14 protein-coding genes and 1 tRNA gene are annotated in these 20,302 nt (G+C 60.1%); 4 read left to right on the top strand and 11 right to left on the bottom strand.

Annotated features, from left to right (window positions below; translation table 11 throughout):
- Positions 1-136 precede the first annotated feature (136 nt).
- Complete coding sequence (locus ANTHELSMS3_RS09045) at positions 137-2,179, top strand: hypothetical protein (RefSeq protein ID WP_157733468.1); 2,043 nt, start codon at positions 137-139, stop codon at positions 2,177-2,179.
- 25 nt (positions 2,180-2,204) lie between these two features.
- Here the strand turns inward: ANTHELSMS3_RS09045 and ANTHELSMS3_RS09040 are convergent, their stop codons facing one another.
- On the bottom strand, positions 2,205-3,134 hold the full coding sequence (locus ANTHELSMS3_RS09040) for a phosphatase PAP2 family protein (RefSeq protein ID WP_254694890.1): 930 nt from the start codon (positions 3,132-3,134) through the stop codon (positions 2,205-2,207).
- A gap of 329 nt (positions 3,135-3,463) precedes the next feature.
- Here ANTHELSMS3_RS09040 and ANTHELSMS3_RS09035 point away from each other — a divergent pair, with 329 nt between their 5' ends.
- Both ANTHELSMS3_RS09035 and ANTHELSMS3_RS09030 read left to right on the top strand, forming a co-directional pair.
- Positions 3,464-5,074, top strand: a complete 1,611-nt coding sequence (locus ANTHELSMS3_RS09035) for a transcriptional regulator (protein WP_094034581.1) — start codon at positions 3,464-3,466, stop codon at positions 5,072-5,074.
- Positions 5,075-5,354: 280 nt separating this feature from the next.
- Positions 5,355-10,472 (top strand): Hint domain-containing protein, encoded by a 5,118-nt coding sequence (locus ANTHELSMS3_RS09030; RefSeq protein WP_094034580.1) that lies wholly within the window; start codon positions 5,355-5,357, stop codon positions 10,470-10,472.
- A 60-nt stretch (positions 10,473-10,532) separates the two neighbouring features.
- On the opposite strand, the gene ANTHELSMS3_RS09025 is transcribed toward ANTHELSMS3_RS09030, so the two are convergent.
- From ANTHELSMS3_RS09025 to ANTHELSMS3_RS09015, 3 genes are all read right to left on the bottom strand, one after another.
- Positions 10,533-11,783, bottom strand: coding sequence for a lytic murein transglycosylase (locus ANTHELSMS3_RS09025; RefSeq protein WP_094034579.1), 1,251 nt, complete (start codon positions 11,781-11,783; stop codon positions 10,533-10,535).
- 347 nt (positions 11,784-12,130) lie between these two features.
- Positions 12,131-13,279, bottom strand: coding sequence for an N-acetylglucosamine-6-phosphate deacetylase (nagA, locus tag ANTHELSMS3_RS09020; protein ID WP_368074431.1), 1,149 nt, complete (start codon positions 13,277-13,279; stop codon positions 12,131-12,133).
- Entirely contained in the window at positions 13,276-14,154 is an 879-nt protein-coding gene (locus ANTHELSMS3_RS09015; RefSeq protein WP_157733467.1) for a BadF/BadG/BcrA/BcrD ATPase family protein, read from the bottom strand. Before ANTHELSMS3_RS09015 ends, nagA begins: the two co-directional genes overlap by 4 nt.
- A 587-nt stretch (positions 14,155-14,741) precedes the next feature.
- Between ANTHELSMS3_RS09015 and ANTHELSMS3_RS09010 the strand changes: the two genes are divergently transcribed.
- Positions 14,742-14,831 (top strand) — tRNA-Ser (locus ANTHELSMS3_RS09010).
- 818 nt (positions 14,832-15,649) lie between these two features.
- Here ANTHELSMS3_RS09010 and ANTHELSMS3_RS09005 read toward each other — a convergent pair.
- From ANTHELSMS3_RS09005 to ANTHELSMS3_RS08980, 7 genes are all read right to left on the bottom strand, one after another.
- Positions 15,650-15,931 (bottom strand): hypothetical protein, encoded by a 282-nt coding sequence (locus ANTHELSMS3_RS09005; protein WP_094034577.1) that lies wholly within the window; start codon positions 15,929-15,931, stop codon positions 15,650-15,652.
- 125 nt (positions 15,932-16,056) lie between these two features.
- Positions 16,057-16,293 (bottom strand): hypothetical protein, encoded by a 237-nt coding sequence (locus tag ANTHELSMS3_RS25485; RefSeq protein ID WP_157733466.1) that lies wholly within the window; start codon positions 16,291-16,293, stop codon positions 16,057-16,059.
- Positions 16,294-16,342: 49 nt separating this feature from the next.
- Positions 16,343-17,464: an alanine racemase gene (locus ANTHELSMS3_RS09000; RefSeq protein ID WP_094034576.1), complete on the bottom strand. Its 1,122-nt coding sequence runs from the start codon at positions 17,462-17,464 to the stop codon at positions 16,343-16,345.
- A complete protein-coding gene (locus tag ANTHELSMS3_RS08995; protein ID WP_094034575.1) occupies positions 17,461-18,660 on the bottom strand; it encodes a DUF1611 domain-containing protein in 1,200 nt (399 codons plus the stop codon). Before ANTHELSMS3_RS08995 ends, ANTHELSMS3_RS09000 begins: the two co-directional genes overlap by 4 nt.
- Before the next feature lie 84 nt (positions 18,661-18,744).
- Positions 18,745-19,503, bottom strand: coding sequence for a hypothetical protein (locus tag ANTHELSMS3_RS08990; RefSeq protein ID WP_094034574.1), 759 nt, complete (start codon positions 19,501-19,503; stop codon positions 18,745-18,747).
- 70 nt (positions 19,504-19,573) lie between these two features.
- A complete protein-coding gene (locus tag ANTHELSMS3_RS08985) occupies positions 19,574-19,927 on the bottom strand; it encodes a hypothetical protein (protein ID WP_094034573.1) in 354 nt (117 codons plus the stop codon).
- Between the two features lie 2 nt (positions 19,928-19,929).
- Entirely contained in the window at positions 19,930-20,172 is a 243-nt protein-coding gene (locus ANTHELSMS3_RS08980; protein WP_094034572.1) for a hypothetical protein, read from the bottom strand.
- Positions 20,173-20,302: the final 130 nt, after the last annotated feature.

The raw sequence follows: 20,302 nt of genomic DNA, 5'->3' as shown, positions 1-20,302 counted from the left end.
TCCGCGAGAGAGAGCCGTGAATTCTACGCAAACGACCCGTCGCCATAGTCAGGATTTCTTGACCCCTACTGCAAATTCTCTTTTCTGGATCTGTAGGTTTTTTGTGCTGGATCAGGGCCGAAACAGGGGGATCATCATGTCACATGTCTGGACCAAGCCGCGGGAACATGCCTTCCGCGATGCCTATCTCGACTGGTCGCGCCTGATCGGACTGCGCCGAGACATGCTGCCCCCAGCGCGCCCGGATCGCGGCATCGATTATGCGCCGATCTTGGTACGGCTAGTCCCGGCTGACGACGTTGTTGCCGCGCGCAGCAGCCTGCGGGTTCTGGTTGAGGATGCGGAGTCGCCGTTTTTGATGGATACAGTCGAACTGTCGGCGCTGAGAGCACGAATAGATCGACCCCAAGAGCTTACGGCATTGCCGGATGAATACATGATCTTTCGTCGCATCGGCACACCCGACGGCGTGCAGGCGGCGCTGTTTCAGGTGCTCGACAGTGGCATGCCGGTTCAGATCGACTCGGCAGGGCCGCTGCCCACCCCCTCCGCACCGGTACCTCCGTCGCCGCAGCCCGGTCAGCCGATCGTGGCAATCCTTGACGACGGGATCGGCTTTCTGAACGCGCGGTTTAGCCGGATGGACGCAAATGGCGCGCAGCGCACCCGGTTTCACGCGCTGTGGCTGCAAGCGCTGGAACAGCACGACTCCCCGCCCCAAGGTACGGTGTCCGGGCGCATTCTGGGGACAGAGGACATCAATGCCCTGCTTGCCCAGACGGATGAGCGCGCCTGCTATGCCGCGCTGAACACCGCGCTCTATCCCGGTCAGACCCGCGATGAGACCGGATTTGGCACAACGCATGGCACCCATGTTCTGGACCTTGCCGCCGGCGTCGATCCAGCCGACACAGAGGATCCTGCCCGCAATTGGCCGCTTCTGGGGGTGCAACTGCCTCCCGAAAGCATCGATGACACCTCTGGCACATGGTTCGAAAGTTACCTGATCATGGGGCTGCGCTGGATCTTGCGGCAGGCCCGGCAGGTCGATGCCACAGCGCCCGTCATCGTCAACATATCGTTAGGCGTTCTGGCCGGGCCAAAGGACGGCTCTCGCTTTGTCGAATACCAGATGGCGCGCGAGGCACGCCTTTGGGAAGAGGTCACAGGCCAGCCCGTGCGTTTGGTCTGGGCGTTCGGCAACAGCTATCGCAGCAGTCAGGTTGCGCGATATGCCCCGGCCACCGAACCGCGCGACCTGACATGGCGCGTCCAGCCCGACGACGAAACCGCCAGCTTTGTGGAAATCCATTGCCGCGGCGCGGACACAACCGGCATCGAGCTCGGCCTGACCACGCCCGATGGCGTCGGCACCGGTCTCATAGCCCTGAAACCGGGTGAGATCAGCACATTGGAACGGGCCGATGGGGCCGCGCTTGCGCGGATCTATCATGTACCCGCGCGCCGCCATGACCCGGACACCGAATGCGCAGCGCACTATGTTCTGGCGCTTGCACCGACGCGGGGACAAAAGGCCGGGGAACCACTGGCCCCCTGCGGTGCATGGGACATCTCTGTCAAGGCAACGGACGAGGTGTTGGTGCAGGTTCAGCGCGACGATGCGATCCGGGGAGCGGAATCACGCGGGCGGCAATCCTACCTTGACCACCCCGCCGCCTATGCGTGGGACCCCTTGCGCGCCGCCTATGTTGCGCCGGGCGCGACGGGGCCGATTACGGATGACGGCAGTCACAACGCCCTTGTCACCGCCGCGTGCCGTCAGGTTTTCTGTGTTGGGGCGGCGCAGCGGTCGGGCCGTGAGAACGGTCCGAGCATCGATAATTTTCGAGCCGCCCGATATTCTGGCCAGGGGGCACCGTGGTCCGTACCGGGACCAACCGCCGTTACGGTCATCGGTCTTGGTGCCTTTGCAGCAGGGGTCCGCGCCGCAGGCACGCTCAGCGGCAGCATTCGGCGACTGACCGGAACCAGCGCCGCAGCCGGCCGGATGACGCGCGCGCTGGCGATGTCAGCCAAGCGCATCACCGCAAATGCCAAAGATCCCGCATCGACCAAACTGGACGATATCGACCCTACGTTGTTGATCCTGACCGAAACGCCGGACGCACGTCTGGGCAAGGCCGTGGTCGACCTGCCCGATCCGCTGCCCGCCTGCTGAAAGCGCGCCGCTCAGGCGCGCGCGCTTACCATTCGTCCTTGGCCTCATCCCACATCTTGGCCAACCATCCGGGCACCATGCCGGGCGTCAGGGACAGCGTGCCGGTCTTGATCTCAGTCGGTGTATCCAGTGCTTGCACCATGCGTCCAAGGCTGAAGTCGCCGTCATATACGGAACCATGAAAAACCCGCGTGCGGGTTTGCGGGGCACCGTCCAGCAGATTGATCAACGCCTCGGCGACGGTCACCCCCAGAACGGCCCCGGCCATGCTGTCCGTTGGGAAATGCACACCCGCGACAGTGCGGTTCATCGCGATCCGTTCAGCATGGCGGTACAGTTCGTTGCCTGCCTTGACTTGTTCTACAGGGTCGACCGGCGCGTTCAGGAACAGTCGCGACAACAACGTCGCACAGGCAAACGCCTCTGTCGCGTGACCCGAGGGCCAGGCACCGTGGCCAGGTGTCTGGATCATCGGTTGCACCTTGCGCGACATCGCGATGGGCCGCGCCACGTCAAAGCCGTGCTTCAACGGCATCTCGATCATCGTACACAGCCGCAGCATTGCTTGATTGAGCGCGAGGCTCCATTTCGTCGCGTCGGGTGACATGTATCCGACAAGGCCAAAAAAGCTCTGGATGTCACCGGTCTGCATGATGATCTCATTCAGACGGTCGCCGCGCAAATCGGCGTAGGTGCGCAGATAGGGCAATTGCTCGTCCGCAAGAAATGCGCTGGTTGGGGCCTCCAGTGTGACCAATGTCGCGCCGTTCAGCGCCACCGTTCCGGTTGCCGGCTTGTCCTTGGCCCTCGCCTCTAGGGTTACGCCGAACATTCCGTGCAGGCAGGCATCCATCAGGCCACGTCGCGGACCCGTCGCCATCGCCCGCAAGGCATCCCACCCGCTGCGACCGTCCTGTTTGGGCGTTCTGTCGGCCGAACCGTCCCAATAGCCCACGGTCCCGTCCCGCGCTGTCCCCAGCGCCGCACTGGAGAACGTGTTGTCAGGTCCGGCCTGAGAATTCTCTGACGCCTGACTGTTTTGCGAGTTCTGTGAATTCTGTGAGTTCTGCGAATTTTGGCTGTTTTGTGAATTTTGCGAGTTCTGTGAATTGTAGGGACCGGAGACAGGCATGGCATCCTCTTCGTTTTCCATTCGATTTTTTGGCACCGCCCGGCACAGGTCAAAGCCTATCTGCCTTGCCTCGCCAACATTTGCGAAAATTTCACGTCCGTTGCCGCCGCGTTACGGCAATGCTAGCGTTCGGAAGGATTTGGAACAAACGAATGAACCAGACGCACGCCAACAAGATCACTATTTCCGTGCTCGGCCCCTTTCAGGTCCGGGATGGAGATGGCGTCGTCTTGCCGCTCAAGGGGGCCAAGAACCAGGCGCTTTTGGCGATGCTGGCGCTCAGCCCCGACATGTCCCGACCACGGCGCTGGCTAGAAGACAAGCTGTGGTCGACATTTGGCCCCGAACAGGCCAGCGCGAACTTGCGTCAGGCCCTGTCGAAATTGCGCAGCGCGTTGGGGCCTTCTGCCGACACCTTGTGCGCCGACCGCAGCAGCGTTTCGTTGGATCCCCGCGGCGTGACTGTCGACCTGCTGGAAGAAGTGGTGCCAGAAGACGACCGGATTGAACTGTTGCAGGGCATTGATGTGCGCGATCCTGAATTCGAGGATTGGCTGCGGCAGGAACGCGCGGCCCTACTGTCCAAGCTCGCCAAAGCCAGCCCGTCGGACAGCCGTGGCATCCTGATCAACTGCCGCGCTCTCACCGAGGACCCGGGGCGGGAAAGGATGCTGGGGGAGGTGCTATCCAACCAGATCGGCGAAAACATCGCCGAACAGGTTCGCGCATGGCGTCAATCCGAATGCGACGGCCCCTTGCCCGAAGGGGCTCCCACAAGCGACGTTCAGGTCAGCACGCAGTTGATCCCGAACGGCGACGGCGGGCACGCGCTATTTATCAAGGCGACCCACCAGCCCAGTGCCCGCATCCTGTATTCGAAACTGCAACAGCTTGACCGGCTGGAGGACATCCTGACGGCAGAAATCGCGGTGTCTCGCACCGTCTTCGAGGCTGCTGACCAGATTATCGGAAAACTGCCACATGTACTGGAAAAGGATCGTCCAGAAACCAGATCCACGGCGCTGTCCCGGCTGGGTTTGTACCGCATGTTCTCTTTTGAGAAAGACGCGCTGCGCGAGGCGTATGGCCTGATGGATCAGGCGTTCAAGCGCGATCAGAACGGCATCTATCTTGCTTGGGCCAGCATGATCCGCCTGACACAGATGATCGAAATGGCTGAAGCCGATCAACAACCGCTTTTGGATGAGGCTGTTGAACTGCACTACAGGGCGATGGAACTGGCCCCTGACAACGTGTTGGTACACGCTATTGTATCCAAGGTGCGCGGCACTGCGTTGGGGGATACTGCGGGGGTTCTGGACCTTGCCCAGAACGCGGTCGAACGCAATCCGGCAAGTGCCTTTGCCTGGAAATCCCTCTCCGAGGCCTTGATCCTTTCGGGCGATCTGGACGGCGCATTTACGGCCTCGGCCCGGGCCTGCCTGATTGCGCGGACTTCACCTTTCAAACATTTCTGGGATACGGGGCATTGCATCGTGGCCGTTGCCTGCAATCGTCCGCAAGAGGCAATAGAGGCGGGAGAGGCTGCTGTCCGGTCAGCGCCACTGTCGCGGCCCGCGCATCGTCATTTGCTGGCGCTTTACGCGCTTGAAGGGCAGTTGGACAAGGCGCAAGCAGTGGCCGAGAAACTGGCCAAGATCGAACCCGGCTTTTCCCTCGACCGACTGGTGAACGATGACAGCTACCCGGTTCGGACCCTACGCAACAAAGGTATGCTAGAGCCGATCCGCGCCCTGCTTTAACAGGCAATGCGGACGGCACCCACGGGGCCTGTCAGGTTTGTCCTGTCGTGCCGCCCCCAAAGCTCGCCGCCGGTGGCCGGATAATAAGGCCAAATTGCGACGACCCGCCGCTGATTGTGGCCAAATCAGATGCAATGTCTCGCGTTTTTTCATTAATCCGACCCACTCCGGCCCCATTTGTCCCGTCTAAAGCACCTGCGCAGGGGCCCCCGATTAGGGGCCGAACGAGGTGGAGCCGTGGTTTTGGCACCCGCCTCGGCAAAAGGTGGGTGGTACTGAGATGGCGACATATACGGTCACGAATTTCAATTGGAATTCCGCGTCTTTCTGGAACGGCATCTCGCACGGAGGGTCCGGTCACACACTGGATTTCTCTAACCTTGGACCGGGCTTTTCGGTCGACTACAACACCATCTCCGGCGAGGTGCAAATCTCGAACGGATCGACAACCTATACAATCGGCGACCGGTTTCACAGCGGATTCAGCAATACGGATCTGGGCGGCAACACGTTGTTTGAGTTTTTCACCACCGTGCGCTTGCCTGACGGATCTGATTTCTATGCGGGCAGCGACCGCAACGAAAATATCGACCTTGGAGGCGGCAACGACACCGTTTTCACTTCGGACGGCACCGACACTGTTACCGGAATTGATGGCGGTGATTTCGTCAATCTCGGCGACGGCGACGAAAACGTCTCTGCCACAGGCGGCAAAAATACGGTCATGGGCGGCGATGGCGACGATACGTTGACCTCAGACGCCGGGTCAGACGAACTGCAGGGCGGCTCGGGTGCGGACGTGATCGACGCCCTTGGTGGCGACAACACAATCGACGGCGGCACCGGCGCAGACAGCATCACAACCGGCGCGGGCGCGGATCTAATCACTGGTGGATCAGGTCGGGACACGATCGACGCCGGTGGCGGCAACGACACGATCTTTGGCGACAGTGAAGACGTTGGTGTCAGTTCCGGCACGCTGTCTGATTTCGACTTTGACACGATCAGCGAAACTGGGGATGCGGGCACCGGAATCATCGGTTCTTACGCAGTCTACGACAACATCGGCGTCACCGATGAAGGCATGGTGGTACAGGCCCGACTGACCGTTCTCGACGCCGACGATCCGAACATCCAGATCGAATTCAACACCAACTCTGTCTACATCAACCGCGACGGAGAGGCCGACGCAGGCACCGGGGTTACACTGGGGTTCGAATTCTTTGATCAGGCGACCGGCGAGCCGATCAAGATCACCGGCTCTTTCACCTTCCAGGACATCGACACCACCTCTGAAAGCGTCACTGCACAAAGCGCCGATGTCGTCAGCGTCGGCCTTGCCTCTGCGCCGACCACCAATCTCAATGCCACCGACACAGGTGAGGAGTTGGGCGCGCAGTCCGACAACACCAGTTCGGGCAACGCCGACCAGAACCATTGGGCGCAGTTTACCTATTCCGATCAGCAGCGGCTGGTTTTTGAGGTCACGTCGCGCGGCGCCGGCACCAACTACGCCTTTTCAACAAACGGGTTTTCCAACCCGCCCACAGTGATCAACGCCACCCCCGAAAGCCAGGACGACCTAATCTTTGGCGGCGCGGGTGATGATCTCATCGACGGCATGGCGGGCAGTGACACCATCGACGGTGGGGCGGACAACGACACGCTGCAGGGCGGCGACGGTATCGACTCTCTTCTGGGCGGGTCGGGCGACGATTCCCTTGACGGCGGGGCCGAAGGTGACGTTATGCGCGGCGGCGATGGGGCCGACACGCTGAACGCAGTGACCGGGGCCGATACAGTCTTTGGCGACGCCGACAATGACCGGATTCTGCTGGAAGGCTCGGATGTTGATCGCGTCGTGACAGGTGGCGAAACAGTCACCACCGGCACCGATTTCGACGTCCTCGACTTTTCCAACGAGAGCGATGCGGGCGATACAATCTCTGTCACTTTCAGTGGCGACGAGGCGGGCACCGTTTCGATTAGTGGCCAAACTGTGACCTTTTCCGAGATCGAAGGTATCGAGGCGACCCAAGGCAATGACCAAATCGACGCCACAGCCAACACGACAGGCGTCTATCTGGACGGCAATGCAGGCGACGACACACTGCACTACGGTCAGGGGTCCAGCACAGTCTATGGTGGCGACGGCAACGACCTGATCGACGATGAGGCCGCCGTTCAGCACACCGGCGACGACTATCTGGATGGCGGTTCCGGGAACGACACGATCTATGCCGGGCTGGGCAATGACACCGTCACTGGCGGAGCAGACAACGACACGATCTATGGCGAGGGCGGTGCCGACGAACTGGATGGCGGCAGCGGCGACGACTACATCGTCGGCGCGGGCGATGCCGAGACGATCACCGGCGGCACTGGAAATGACACCATCGTTTCCGGCGGAGGCGCGGATGTTCTGTCAGGCGGGGCCGATGCGGACCTGTTAAGCATGGGCAACGGGTTTGGCAGCGACACCATTACCGGCGGTGAGGCAGGCACCGACAACGATGTGATCGACATGCAGGCCGTCACCGACGGCGTGACCGTCGACATGACCGGCAGCGACCCCGAGGCAGGCACCATCTCAGATGGCACCGATACGTTGCGCTACTCCGAGATCGAGACGATCCATCTGGGCACCGGCCGCGACACCGTGATCCTGGGCGGCGGCGACAGCCAATCGATATCCGGGTTCGACACCACGGATTCGGGAGACGGAGCGGCACTGGACCAACTTGACGTCTCCGGGATGCTGGACGGATCCGGCAACCCCGTCTCGACAGAGGATGTGGCCGTCTCGGACACCAATGGCGACGGCAGCGGCGATGCAATCCTGACCTTCCCGGACGGCACGATCCTGACCCTGATCGGCGTGCCCCCTTCGGCGGTCACGACTGCCGCCCAGTTGGAAGCGATCGGCGTGCCGCCTGCAGTCTCGGACGATTTCATCGTTTCGGGAACCGCTGGCGACGACACCATCAACACCGCCTACACCGACGACCCGGACGGCGACCTGATCGACAACTCCGATTACCCGGTGAACTCCAACGACGACATTGTGCAGGCGGGTGCAGGCGACGATGTGATCGACGCAGGTGCCGGAAACGATACGGTGTTCGGCGAAGGTGGCGACGACGAGATTTTTCTGGACGTCCAACTGGACAATGACAGCATCGTCGGCGGCGAAACCGACGAGACCCAAGGCGACCGGATCAACTTTTCCACCATCTCGGACGACATCACCATCGTCTATACGGGCGAGGAAACCGGCACGCTGACCGACGGGGTCAACACCACAACATTCGAGGAAATCGAACGCTTTCAGATGGGCACCGGCAACGACAGCGTTGTCGGCTCTTCTGGCGCGGAACACATCATCGGCAACTACGGTGATGACACGATCCTTGGTGGCGGCGGCGACGACACGATTTTCTCTGGCTTTGACGATGACAGCGTCTCGGGCGGCACGGGCAACGATAGCCTGCTGACCTCTTCGGGCGCGGACACGGTCGACGGCGGCGCAGGAGACGATATCATCGACGTCGGCGCGGGCGACGGTGAACAAGACGTTGTTGTATTGGCAGACGGATCCGGCGACGACACGATCTCCAGCTTTGAGGCCCCCACAGACCTTGGTGGCGGTGCCTTTTCGGGCAACGACCTGCTGGACGTCAGCGCACTGAACGATCTAGATGGCAACCCGGTCACGACCGGGGATGTCACCGTCACTGACACCGCAGGCGACAGATCAGGCCACGCGGTCCTGTCCTTTCCCAACGGCGAATCCATCACACTTGTCGGCGTTTCGATCACCGAGGTGCAAACTCCCGCACAGCTGAATGCCATGGGAATCCCGCTCAGCCCCGGTGATTTCATCGTCGAGGGAACTGCAGCGGACGACGTTATCGGCGCGATCTACGCAGACGACCCCAACGACGATTTCGTCGACAATAGCGACGGCATTGGCGGCAGTCAGGATGACACCATCCTTGGCTACGGCGGCGATGACACCGTACAGGCGGGTCTTGGTGACGACAGCGTTCTTGGCGGCACCGGCGACGATTCTCTGGAAGGGGCCAGTGGCGCGGACACGCTTGACGGCGGCGACGGCGCGGATGTTCTGTTGGGAGGAACCGACGGCGACCTGCTCATCGGCGGCGCGGACGCCGACACCGTAGTGCTGGAAACCGGCTTTGGCGCGGACACCATCGTCGGCGGCGAAACCACCACGACCGGTACGGACAACGACACACTGGATGCCTCATCCCTGCCCGGCTCGGTCACGGTCACCTATACCGGCGACGAGGCCGGAACGATCACCGATGGCACCGACAGCGCAGGTTTCTCAGAGATCGAGACCCTGACACTGGGCGGCGGTGACGACAGCGTCGATGGCAGCGCCGATAGCGCAGGATTGGCGGTCTTTGCTGGCGGTGGCGGCGACAGCCTGACCGGTGGCTCGGGCGACGACACGCTGGACGGCGGCACGGGGAGCGACAGTCTGACCGGCGGCGCGGGCGCGGACCTGCTGATCGGCGGCGACGGCGCAGACACGATCAATGCCGGGTCAGGCGATGCCGCCGAGGGTGGCGATGGCGACGACGTTTTCAACGTCGGCGCGGGCGATGTGACCGGTGCCGACCTAAAACTGGCGGGCGGCGAAACCGGCGAGACCGGCGGCGACACACTGAACATCACCGGACCGGCGGTCGTCACCATGACCGGCGCGGAATCCGGCACTGTCGAGTGGGCCGACGGGTCCACGCTCACCTTCTCTGAAATCGAAAACGTCAACTACACCCCCTGCTTTACCCCCGGCACGAAAATCAAGACCACCAGCGGAGAGGTCGATGCAGGTGAGATCACGCGCGGCGACCGGGTGCTGACCCGCGACAATGGGTACAAGCGGGTGCTTTGGGCCGGGGCAAAGTCGCTGACTGGCGCGGAACTGGCTGCATACCCTGACCTGCGCCCAATCCGCATCGTTGCGGGGGCGCTGGGACGTGGCGTGCCGGAACGTGACATGCTGGTCTCACCCCAGCACCGGGTTGTCATGGGCGGAGCCACAGTGGAACTGTTGTTCGGCGAAGATGAGGTTCTTGTCGCGGCGAGCCACCTTGTTGGTCGTCCGGGCGTCACCCGCGAATGTCCGTGCGATGGCATCACCTATGTGCATTTCATGTTCAACGCGCATGAACTGGTGATGTCGGACGGTGCGTGGACAGAAAGTTTTCAGCCGGGCGACCAGTCGCTTGCAGGTCTGGAAACGGCGCAGCGTAAGGAATTGCTGGCCCTGTTTCCGGAACTGTCCAATGCCCCGGGCCGGGACGCCTATACCGCCGCCCGTGCTTCGCTGAAGGCTGATCAGGCGCGGATTCTGCTGGCGGCATAAAAGCGGATTGGGAGTCAGGCCGCGGCGAAGCGGCCTGAATAATCTACGCTGAGTGGCAGGTCAGCCTAGCGCGTCCAGCAACGCGCGTGACGGCTCACCCGAAACCGCCAGTCCCTTGGCGGCCTGATAGGCGCGGATCGCGGCCTCGGTCTTTTTGCCAAACACCCCATCCGGCGTGCCAGCGTCGAATCCGGCCCGCGTCAATCCGCGTTGCAGCGCCTTTCGCTCTTCCTGGCTCAGCCCGTACTTGTCACGACCGAAATCACCGACCAACGGCCCGGCACCGGCCAACCGGTCGGCCAGATAACCCACCGCCAAGGCGTAGTTCTCGGATGGGTTGTATCGCATGATCATGTTGAAGTTGTGGAACACCAGAAAGGCCGGTTTGCCCACGCCCATCGGTGCCAGCACCGCTGCAGACCCATGATCTGGCAACGACCCGCCCTGCGCGGTGCGCACCCCAAGGTCACGAAAACGCGAAACGGCGGCGCGGTTCTTGCGCCCCGTCGGTCCAGAATAGCCCTGTGGCAGGCGCACCTCCAGCCCCCACGGCGCCCCCCGTTTCCACCCGGCGCGCGACACAAAACGCGCCGTTGTGGCGAAGGCATCAATCGGGTTTTCCGACCAGATATCCCGCTTGCCGTCGCCGTCAAAATCTACCGCATTTTCCTGATAGGCGTTGGGGATCAGTTGCGTGTGGCCCATCGCCCCAGCCCAGCTTCCGACCAGTTGGTCGGGGCGCGCGTCCCCCGTCTGTACGATTCGCAGCGCGTCCACCAGGTTCGATTCGAAAAAGCGCCCGCGCCGCCCCTCCCACGCAAGGGTCGAGGTTGCAGAGATCACCGGAATCTTGCCGCGCTTGGTGCCGAAGTAACTCTCGACTCCCCAGAAAGAGGCCATGATTTCCGCCGGAACGCCGTATTGTGCCTCGACCCGGGCAAGCGCGCTGCGTTGCCGGGCATAAGCCGTCCGGCCGAATGCAACCTTTTCCTCTGGCGCGACGATGGCGATGTAGTCCTCAAGCGTGCGGTTGAATTCCGTTTGGTTACGGTCACGTTCTATCACGCCGGGCAAAAAGCCCTGCCCGCGAAAGGCACGGTCCAGCGTCCCTTGGGTGATGCCCTGAGACATTGCACGCGTCTTGAACGCGGCAACCCACTGATCATACGCTGGATTGGGTTGCGGACGCAGCCCCGGCTCTAGCTCTGGATCGGGGCGCGCCACCTGCGGGATCGCCCCCCCGCCGGGCAGGCATCCGGCCAGCCCAAAACCCGCTACGCCCAGCGCAAATTCTCGTCTGGTCAGACGCATGTCATATCTCCTGCCCGATGTGTCCGCCGCTACGCTAGTTCAGCACCCCATTCAACCACAACCAGATCGATTGCGGTGCGCGGATCATGACCAGTTGACCAAGACAATCCCGCCGACCAAAACGAGAAGGACAAAAGGTAGCCACCAGCGGTTCCAGACCGGAGTCGGGCGAAAACAATAGCTGCACGTTTTTGTGCCATAGCGAAGATTGTGATTACATTGGCACCTGAAAGGTCGGAAACTCACGTCTTCTTACCTTATTGAAAAATCGGAAATAACGCTAATCTTAGCATAAATTCCAGGCGTTCAATGAAAAGCGTAAAAAAACATCACCTTACGTCATGCGATTAGGATGATGGATCAACCATCCCGGCTGTTTCCTCTGGCGACGATACGTCGCCATTTTCCGCCAAATAGATAAATGGCGCGCGAAAACCGGATGCCGTGGCAGAGAAACCCGACAGCAGGCGCGCGGGGATCGTCGTCGCCATACTCAACGCCTGAGCAAGCGGTACGCCCACCTCTTGCGTCAGCACTTGGATCGCCTGCGGCATTGTCAGATCCGCCCCTGCCAAAGTGCCATCCTCCAACGTCAGCCGCCCCTCACCGCGCAGGATACGACGCCCGCCCAACCGAAACTCCTGCAACTCCGAGGCGAGCGAGGCCATGGCATCGGTCACCAGGAAAAGACGATCCGATCCACGTTTGGCCGCAACCGCAGCGCGTATCGCAGCAGGATGAACATGGACGCCGTCGGCAATGATGCCCGCAGAGATCCCACAGGAATCCAGGGCCGCTCCGACAAGACCCGGCGCGCGATGCCGCAATGGGCTCATGGCGTTGAACAGATGCGTGACACAGCGCGCACCAGCGGCAAAGGCGACCAAGGCGGTGTCGTAACTGCAATCGCTGTGTCCCAGCGAAATCAGCACCCCGGCCCGCGCCAACCGCGCGATCTGCGCGGGACGGGTGCTTTCTGGCGCGACGGTCACCTTGAGTAGGGGCAACCTGTGCGCCGCGTCTTCCAGAACGGCCACGTCCCTATCCGTCATCGGGCGGATCAGGTCCGCGTCGTGGGCCCCCTTTTGCGCAACGGCAAGGTGCGGCCCCTCTAGGTGCAGACCCGCGATGCCGGGCACGCCGTCGGCGATGGCCGCCACAACCGCGTCGATCGCAGCGCGGGTGCGATTGGGTGTATCGGTGATTAACGTAGGCAGAAAAGCCCGCGTCCCGGTTGCGGCATGGGCGGCGGCGATCACGCGTAACCCATCGACGCTGGTTTCGTCGTTGAACATCACGCCGCCACCGCCATTGGCCTGCAAATCCACAAAACCGGGCGTCAATACGCCCCCGTCCAGGGCCACAACCTTACCGGACGGGGCGTCAGACGTCGGCAAGATGGCCGCCGTCGCACCATCCTCGATGACTAGAACCGCGTCCTTGTGCAATGTCACCCCGTCAAAAACCTGCGCGCCGCTGTAGATAAGCCGCATCATTCGCCGCGCTCTGCCGCGTCGCGGGCCATCTGCAAGGCACCGTCCAGCGCCGTGCCGGCGGGGGCCTCAAGGCGCGCCTGTATCTTCGGGGGCAACCAGTCGGCATAGACCGGCCCCAGGCCGCCTGTCAGACAGACCGGCGCGGTCCCGTCCGGGTCCAGCACCATCAGCGCGCGACGCAGATACTCTGCACCGTCCTGCATCAACGCACGACCGTGGGGATCCTGCGGTGCCGCCGCGACAAGCGGCGCAAACCTCGCGAAATCCGCGGGTCGCGCAGTGGACGCAAAACCTACGATGGACATAGCCGTTCCTCCGGTGTTCTCCAGCACCTCGAGCGTCAAAGCGGAGTGCTGCTCCAGCCCATCATGACACAACAAGACCCGTTCCAGCAGCGCCCGCCCCAGCCATGCGCCCGACGCTTGATCTGAAACCTGCAACCCCCACCCACCTAGCCGGACCAGTGCGCCGCCTTGCCGCGCCGCCAATACCGATCCGGTCCCGACCGAGACCAGCACGCCGTCCCTTGTGCCAAATGCGCCGACAACCGCCGTCTCAAGATCGTCACTGACTGTCACCCGGCGCACTCCGCAATCCGCCGCGATCCGCAGAGCCACCTCATTCGTCAAAGCGCCAGCAAGCCCAAGATGCCCAACAGACGTCTGCAGTGCATCTTTGGAAAGCGCCGCCGCATGCAGTGCCGCGCCGATAGCGCGCCGCGAATTGGCAATCGCCTGAACCAGATCGGTTGTCGCATTGGCCGGTCCGGCAGACCCCTCGCCCAACACTTGCCCTGCGTGTGTCGCGACAACCGCGCGGCAACCAGAGCCGCCGCCATCAACTGCGATCAGATAGGGTTCGGATGCCTGCGCCATGGAGGGATCAATGGCACAGGCACGCCTTTCTAAAAAGCCACAAAACAACAGGTCCTGCGGCATGATCATTCAGGAACCGTCCCGGGGGCGGCTCCGCTCCCTGTTGTTCAGCGCTGAAAGGTCCTTGCATCTGAAATACTCGCTTGATTGATGACACCCGGGCTGGCTGCCTCATCAGCATTTTGGGTCACACGTCCGTTGGATCAATGTAGACCGGAATGGTATTGGCAGAGTCTTGCGGGGACAACTTCGCCCGCGGAAATGCTGCGGATTTCGGTCCCTCCGAACCGTTCAGGCCTAGTCAATGTTGACCGTTTGTCAGTGAAGCGCCTGGTTGGCGCACAATCGCACTAACATATCAAGTTGGCCGCAGGCTTTGGTTCAATCGAAAAACGGCAGCCGATTGCCGCCGAACTGTTCTGATCCTGCCCATTCGAACCGTCGCCCCGCCAGTCAAATCTTGACGTGTTCGTCTGATTGCCAAGGTGCGTTGGCACAAATGGCTTAGTTTTCTCGCTATCCTGGCCCACGTTTTCGCACAGAATGCCCCTTGCAGCCCCCACCCGGTCCTTGTTAAACGGGTCGACGGAGAGGTGGCCGAGTGGTCGAAGGCGCACGCCTGGAAAGTGTGTAGGCGGGAGACCGTCTCGAGGGTTCGAATCCCTTCCTCTCCGCCATAAGTCGCGATCAACAGACTGTTTTAACTCACTAAAATCTATTGTCTGAAAATCCAATCCCCCAAGGCATCCCCCACCTGAACAGGGATTGCGTCGGACTTCCTCGGACCAAGGGCTTTTTATCCATCTCGGGGCCGCTGTGTTAACATGCGCGATCTTTCGAGAGATGCGGATGTCGGGCGCGGATCATGGCACAGGACTGATCCCTTGGCTTGTTCGCTGTGACTACAAAACGTCGATACTGGCCTTTCCTTGGGTGGAAACGGTCCGCAGTGACCAGGAGTTTCCCCTTGGCTGGACCAAGGGTGCAAACCGCGCCCCAGCCCAAAGGCAGACCCTTGGGTCCGGACCCACAGGCACCAGGTGTTGCCAAGTGTTGGCAACACTACTGCTTTCCGTGCTTTAGAAGTTCAGGACGATTCGGACATTGACGGCGGAGAGCTGCCCTTCGCTGCGATCTGTGCAGAGGTTTGCTGAGCGGACAAAGCGCCTTTCCAGTCATTCGTTTTTCCCACTTCGCTGACACAGCATTTTCTCGCGCGTGCGGCACGCTTGCCGCCGCTATGCAGACGTGTCACCAAAGCGGCCGTTCAATCTAGATTTTACAAGTCAAATCCAGACTGTACTTTAGCTGAGCGATGCTGGAACCAACGAGACGCGGGACAAAGCTGCCGTTGGCGGCGGGTGATCCAATGGCTGCTTTTGGTTTGCACAGCTTGGATCGAGGAGGCGCCTCGCCTCCAGAACTGCTGCTAACCAGCGTATTGTCACGTTTGAGGGATACGAACTCCGGGCAGGGCGCGGCTATTTTGAGGATCCTAAAAGTCGGCCAACTCGGGGACATTACCTAGCCTAACAAGAAAGCTCGGGTCGCCGACTTCGCCACTGGTTGGATCTTCGGTGACCATGTAGGCGTCGGCGCCTGTGCAATCCTCGGATAGTGCCTCTCGTTCGGCTCTGCTTGTTGCTTCCGACGCTGTGGAATATTCAAATTGCTTGGCAATCTTCAGGCCTGTCTGCCCAGTGCGTCCAGCCTTGGTTACAACATAAGTCTGGCAGATATAGTGGATCTTTTCTGGGGAACGGTTTGCGTCTGTCATGGATGGATCCTTGTGATCGGCTGCGTCGATTGGAAGTTCTGGGAACAGCCCTGGCCGATTCCAGCAGGATTGAAGTGCCTGTTTCCCAGCGGAGCACTAACGCACACAAAACGGCCGAAGTTCAACTACTGCGTTGAAGCGGCCTTCGTGCGGCGCGCTTTGGACGCTTCTGAAGCTTTGGTTACAGGTGGCTTGTTCGCTTCTCTTTCAAGGCGGGCGTTGCGCAGTCGGGAATTCCTGGCGTTACGTTGTTCCGTTTCTTCGTCGACCATTTGCCTGACAACACGCGTCGTCTTATCCATCGGGGTTTCGGGTTTGGAGTCATACACTTTGAACAGAGTGTTTTTTGTGAGTTTCGTCATTTTTCAAATTCCTTTGTGGTTTAGCGTCGTCTGGACCAAGCAAGGTCTTTCAAACTCGCGCGAAGTGACCGACCTTGCCTTGGGTGTGCCGTGTTGGTCGTGTGGACGAATTGCCCATGAGTTCTACTTTGATGTCTGGCGCGGCCATGGCATGCATCAACGCACTGTAATTCATCTGGAATCTCACCTCGGAACCCACCTTTGGTAGGGTTCGGGGCGAACCAATGACAAGATGATCGCTGGTTGCACCGATCAATGTGCTTCCAACAGGCATTGAAAGCCCCGGAATGTCGGTGTCCTGATGTCCCATCGCGAGGATCATGCGCGCAGAGGCAGCACTGGTTGTCACAATGCGAAGTCGTTCTGTGGTTGGGTCGATCAGGGCGATAGGGGAAGGCGGGGGTTTTGCATCCGTTTCGATAACTTCGGCAACAAGAGTGAAGGCGTCCGTGTGCATCCCCCCGATCTGGTCCCCAGACACTGGCTCAACACCCAGAAGGATCGCCTCACCCAGACGGAGGTCGTTGACACGACCCGTCGCGCGTTCACCAAGCGCCCAGGGTAAGGTGGCTGAGTTGCCACCAGACACGATCTTGAGGATTGGGCCGCATATACTCTCGATCTCATTCGCGAGGTCGCAAAAAGCGGCCATTTGCAAAGCAGTCGGGCTAAGCCCGCTCAGACAGGCAAAGTTCGCGCCTATCCCTTTCAACGCAACCCCAGCCAATTGCATGACTTGCATCGCAATATCCGGCAGGTTCTCGGGTGATATCCCGTCGCGAAGGTCACCCATTTCGACCATTAGGACAACACCGTGGACGGAACCATTGCGGATCGCGGCGGCAGCCAACGCCGAAATGACCAAGATCTCTGTGTTATAGCTCTCTTCGCAGGACTGAACGACTTGATCGGCCTGGCTTAACATCGGCGAACGGATCAGAGTGATGGGGCCTGTCATGCCTGCCGCACGCAACCTTTGCACATTGCTGATCCGCGCATCGGCAAGCCCCACAGCCCCGCCATCGAGCATGGCTTGAGCGATCGCAGGATGCCCACAGACAGCTTTGGTCACGCCAGTGACGCCGATCCTACGCGGGCCTAAGCGCTCAACAAGGGTCTGCGTGTTGCGACGTATCTTGCTGAGATCCACCTCGATGCGCGGGCAGCTCATATCGCGGCCATAGACGGCCTTCGTGTCAAGCCGGGGTATGTGGCGACGACCATCGCAAGCAAATGTGCAGTCGGTCGGGCCAATGCATCTGTTACTGGCAGCCCAAGTTGCAGTGACTGCGCCGCGATGGTGTCGGTGATTTCGGCCTCAGACATCCCCTCGTGATTGAGCGTGATACCTATGACCTTTGTATCGGCAAAGGCTTCGATTAGTTCAATTTCACTTGTCACAGATGGCATTGGCATATTGGGAAAGTCACAGCGATGGGCACGGTTCGGCGCGTGCTGAAGGATGACGGCATCCGGCTGGCTCCCCCGCAAGATAAAGGCAGATGTACAAAACGCGGGATGGCTCAATGCACCCTGGCCTTCGATCAAAATAACATCGGGTTGTTCCGCTTCAGAAGCCGCAACAATCGCGCCTTCAAGCTCGCCACAGCAGAATTGAGGCGGTACGGCATCCATAGCGATACCGTATTTTGCGCCCTGCATCAGGCCGGTCTGGCCTGTGCCGACAAGCACTGTCTTGATGCCCTTCGCATTCAGAGCCCGGGCCAAAACGGTTGCCGTTGTTCGCTTGCCGATCGCGCAATCAGTACCAAGAACGGCAATCCGCAGCGCTTTGACACCAGCGACACTGCCATCGAACAGGCGCATATCCTTGCTGGGCTTCGGCTTGCGGATGTCGCGGATCGTGACATTTCGCACCAAAGCAGCATTGGCTATTTCGCTGTCATCGCTCAGATATTCATGCAACCCGCTTACGATGTTCATGCCAAGCTTGATCGCTTGCAGAACTACGCCTCGGTCTGCGGTCGAAAGACGTCCCGTTGACGGAGCCATCCCATAGATGAGCGTATCGGGAATGACGGCTTCAAGGGCAACGGCAGCCTCCAAATGAGCAACGATCGGAATGTGGTTGATTGTGTCGTCGAGAACGGATCCGCTGTCTTGTCCGCTATAGGTGCTGTCGATGACAGAAAGGATGCGATACGCTTGTGAATGGCGGACAAGGCCGTTCGCAGTCTTGCCATCGATTTGCGTGAAATTCCCCTCACAGTAGACGACTGCCGTCGGTGAGCCTGTGACCTGCCTGCCTGACGTCAGGCTTGCGGGTTTGATCTGTGTTATTGGTGGCGCTTGCGCCCCCCTTATGGGGCGGCGGATGGTATCGACCGCGTCAGATTTGGTTTTCATTTGATTTCCCTTGATACGTTGGCACGGAGGACAAAATCGTCCTCACCTGCGCATATTGAAGCGGGTAGGTGCCGTGGCTCGCGCCTAGTTGTTCAGCACGCACTGCCCCTTGGATTTTTGAAAATTCCTGTCGCATTCCCAGCGGTTGCCCGATCTGTCCAAATGCGCGTTTTCAGGAACAACAGTCAGCTCACATGTCTCGCCAGAGGCAGCATATCCACGATCACACTTCCACCCAGAGCCGTAGGTCGCGTCGTCAAAATATGCATTTTCGGGGATCACGACGGCTTCGCACAGACCAGCCTTCTCAAAGAATCCGCGCTCACATGTCCAGGGCTGACCGTATCCTGATCCGTTCAGAAAGGCGTTGGCCGGAACCACAATGGCAGTACACTGGTCGCCAGCCAGTTCAAACCCGCGTTCGCACGTCCAGTTGGAGCCATCTGAGGTATCTGCCAAGTACGCATTCGCTGGCAGCACAATCTCCTGACATGCATCATCGACCTTGATGTAGCCCCGCAAACAACGCCACCGCTCGCCCGACGGATCCAAAAATCCACCCTCGGGCACGTCGACCGCAACACATTCAGCGTCATCGGTTTTCCGAAACCCATGCAGACATTCCCATCCGGGACCGTAGGACCGGTTCGTGGCAAATGCGTTTTGCGGCACGACCACAGCGACGCAGGCATTTTCGTTCAGCCGGTAGCCAACGTTGCATTCCCATCCATCACTGTATCTTTTGGCACTGGCGTTCTCAGGAATTGGATGTGTGTCGGTTTGGGCAAAGGCAGGTAGTACAAAAAGCATGACCGCGAAAATTGAACTGACAAATAAGGCCATGACCGATGGTGTTTGCGTAGGGACGCTGGCAGCGATTGGATGTGGACCGCGAGGCTTTGTGAGTTGTGGTTTACGATCCATCTAACGCAAGCTTCGCAAGACATGCGTTGGCCAAATCACGGTTCGGGGCTTCAGTGCCCGGCAACGTGGCCCATCCTGTTTCCATCATCGCATTACGTCGCTGAAAGCTTGAAGCTTCCCGTAGTGTCACTAGTTTTGCGGTGCGTTCTGCATCAGCTTCTGAAAGGTCCAAACAAACCGGCACCATCGCCAGAGTGACTTGCTCTGCGGCATAGCTATCAGCCATTTCCTCCGCGCTACCTGCAGTCGTCCAGCCGCCCCATGTGAAGCCAAGAATAGAGACAGCTACTGCGCCAACCAAGGCACCGTAAACACCGGGTTTCGTCCATTCGGGAAATGTCATTTTCAATCCTCTGACGGAGAAAGCGCCGCCGCACTATTTTTGACTACGTTTGTAGTTGCGTTGGCGTGATCCTGCGCCACTGCCAACTCTAGGTCTCGGTGGTCCACTGCGCGCAGCTTTGACTTTCCAGCGGGCCAATTGATCAATAGAAACGTCGCTGTCTGTCGATTTACCGCAGAGCTGTGGCTCAGCATGACGTCATCGTCGGCCAACACTCCGCAGTTGCCCGCGGGCAGTTCGTCCATGTATCCTGCGACCACAAACGGAGGAAGAAATGCCACAACTGACGAGGTCGTGCGCGATGACATCGGCAACCTTCCCAAACATCAGATCCCTGCTACAGGGCGTGACAGCTGAATTTTTATGATGGAGGGT

Source organism: Antarctobacter heliothermus, from assembly GCF_002237555.1.
GTDB lineage: Bacteria > Pseudomonadota > Alphaproteobacteria > Rhodobacterales > Rhodobacteraceae > Antarctobacter > Antarctobacter heliothermus_B.
This window is presented reverse-complemented; position numbering and strand designations above follow the sequence as displayed.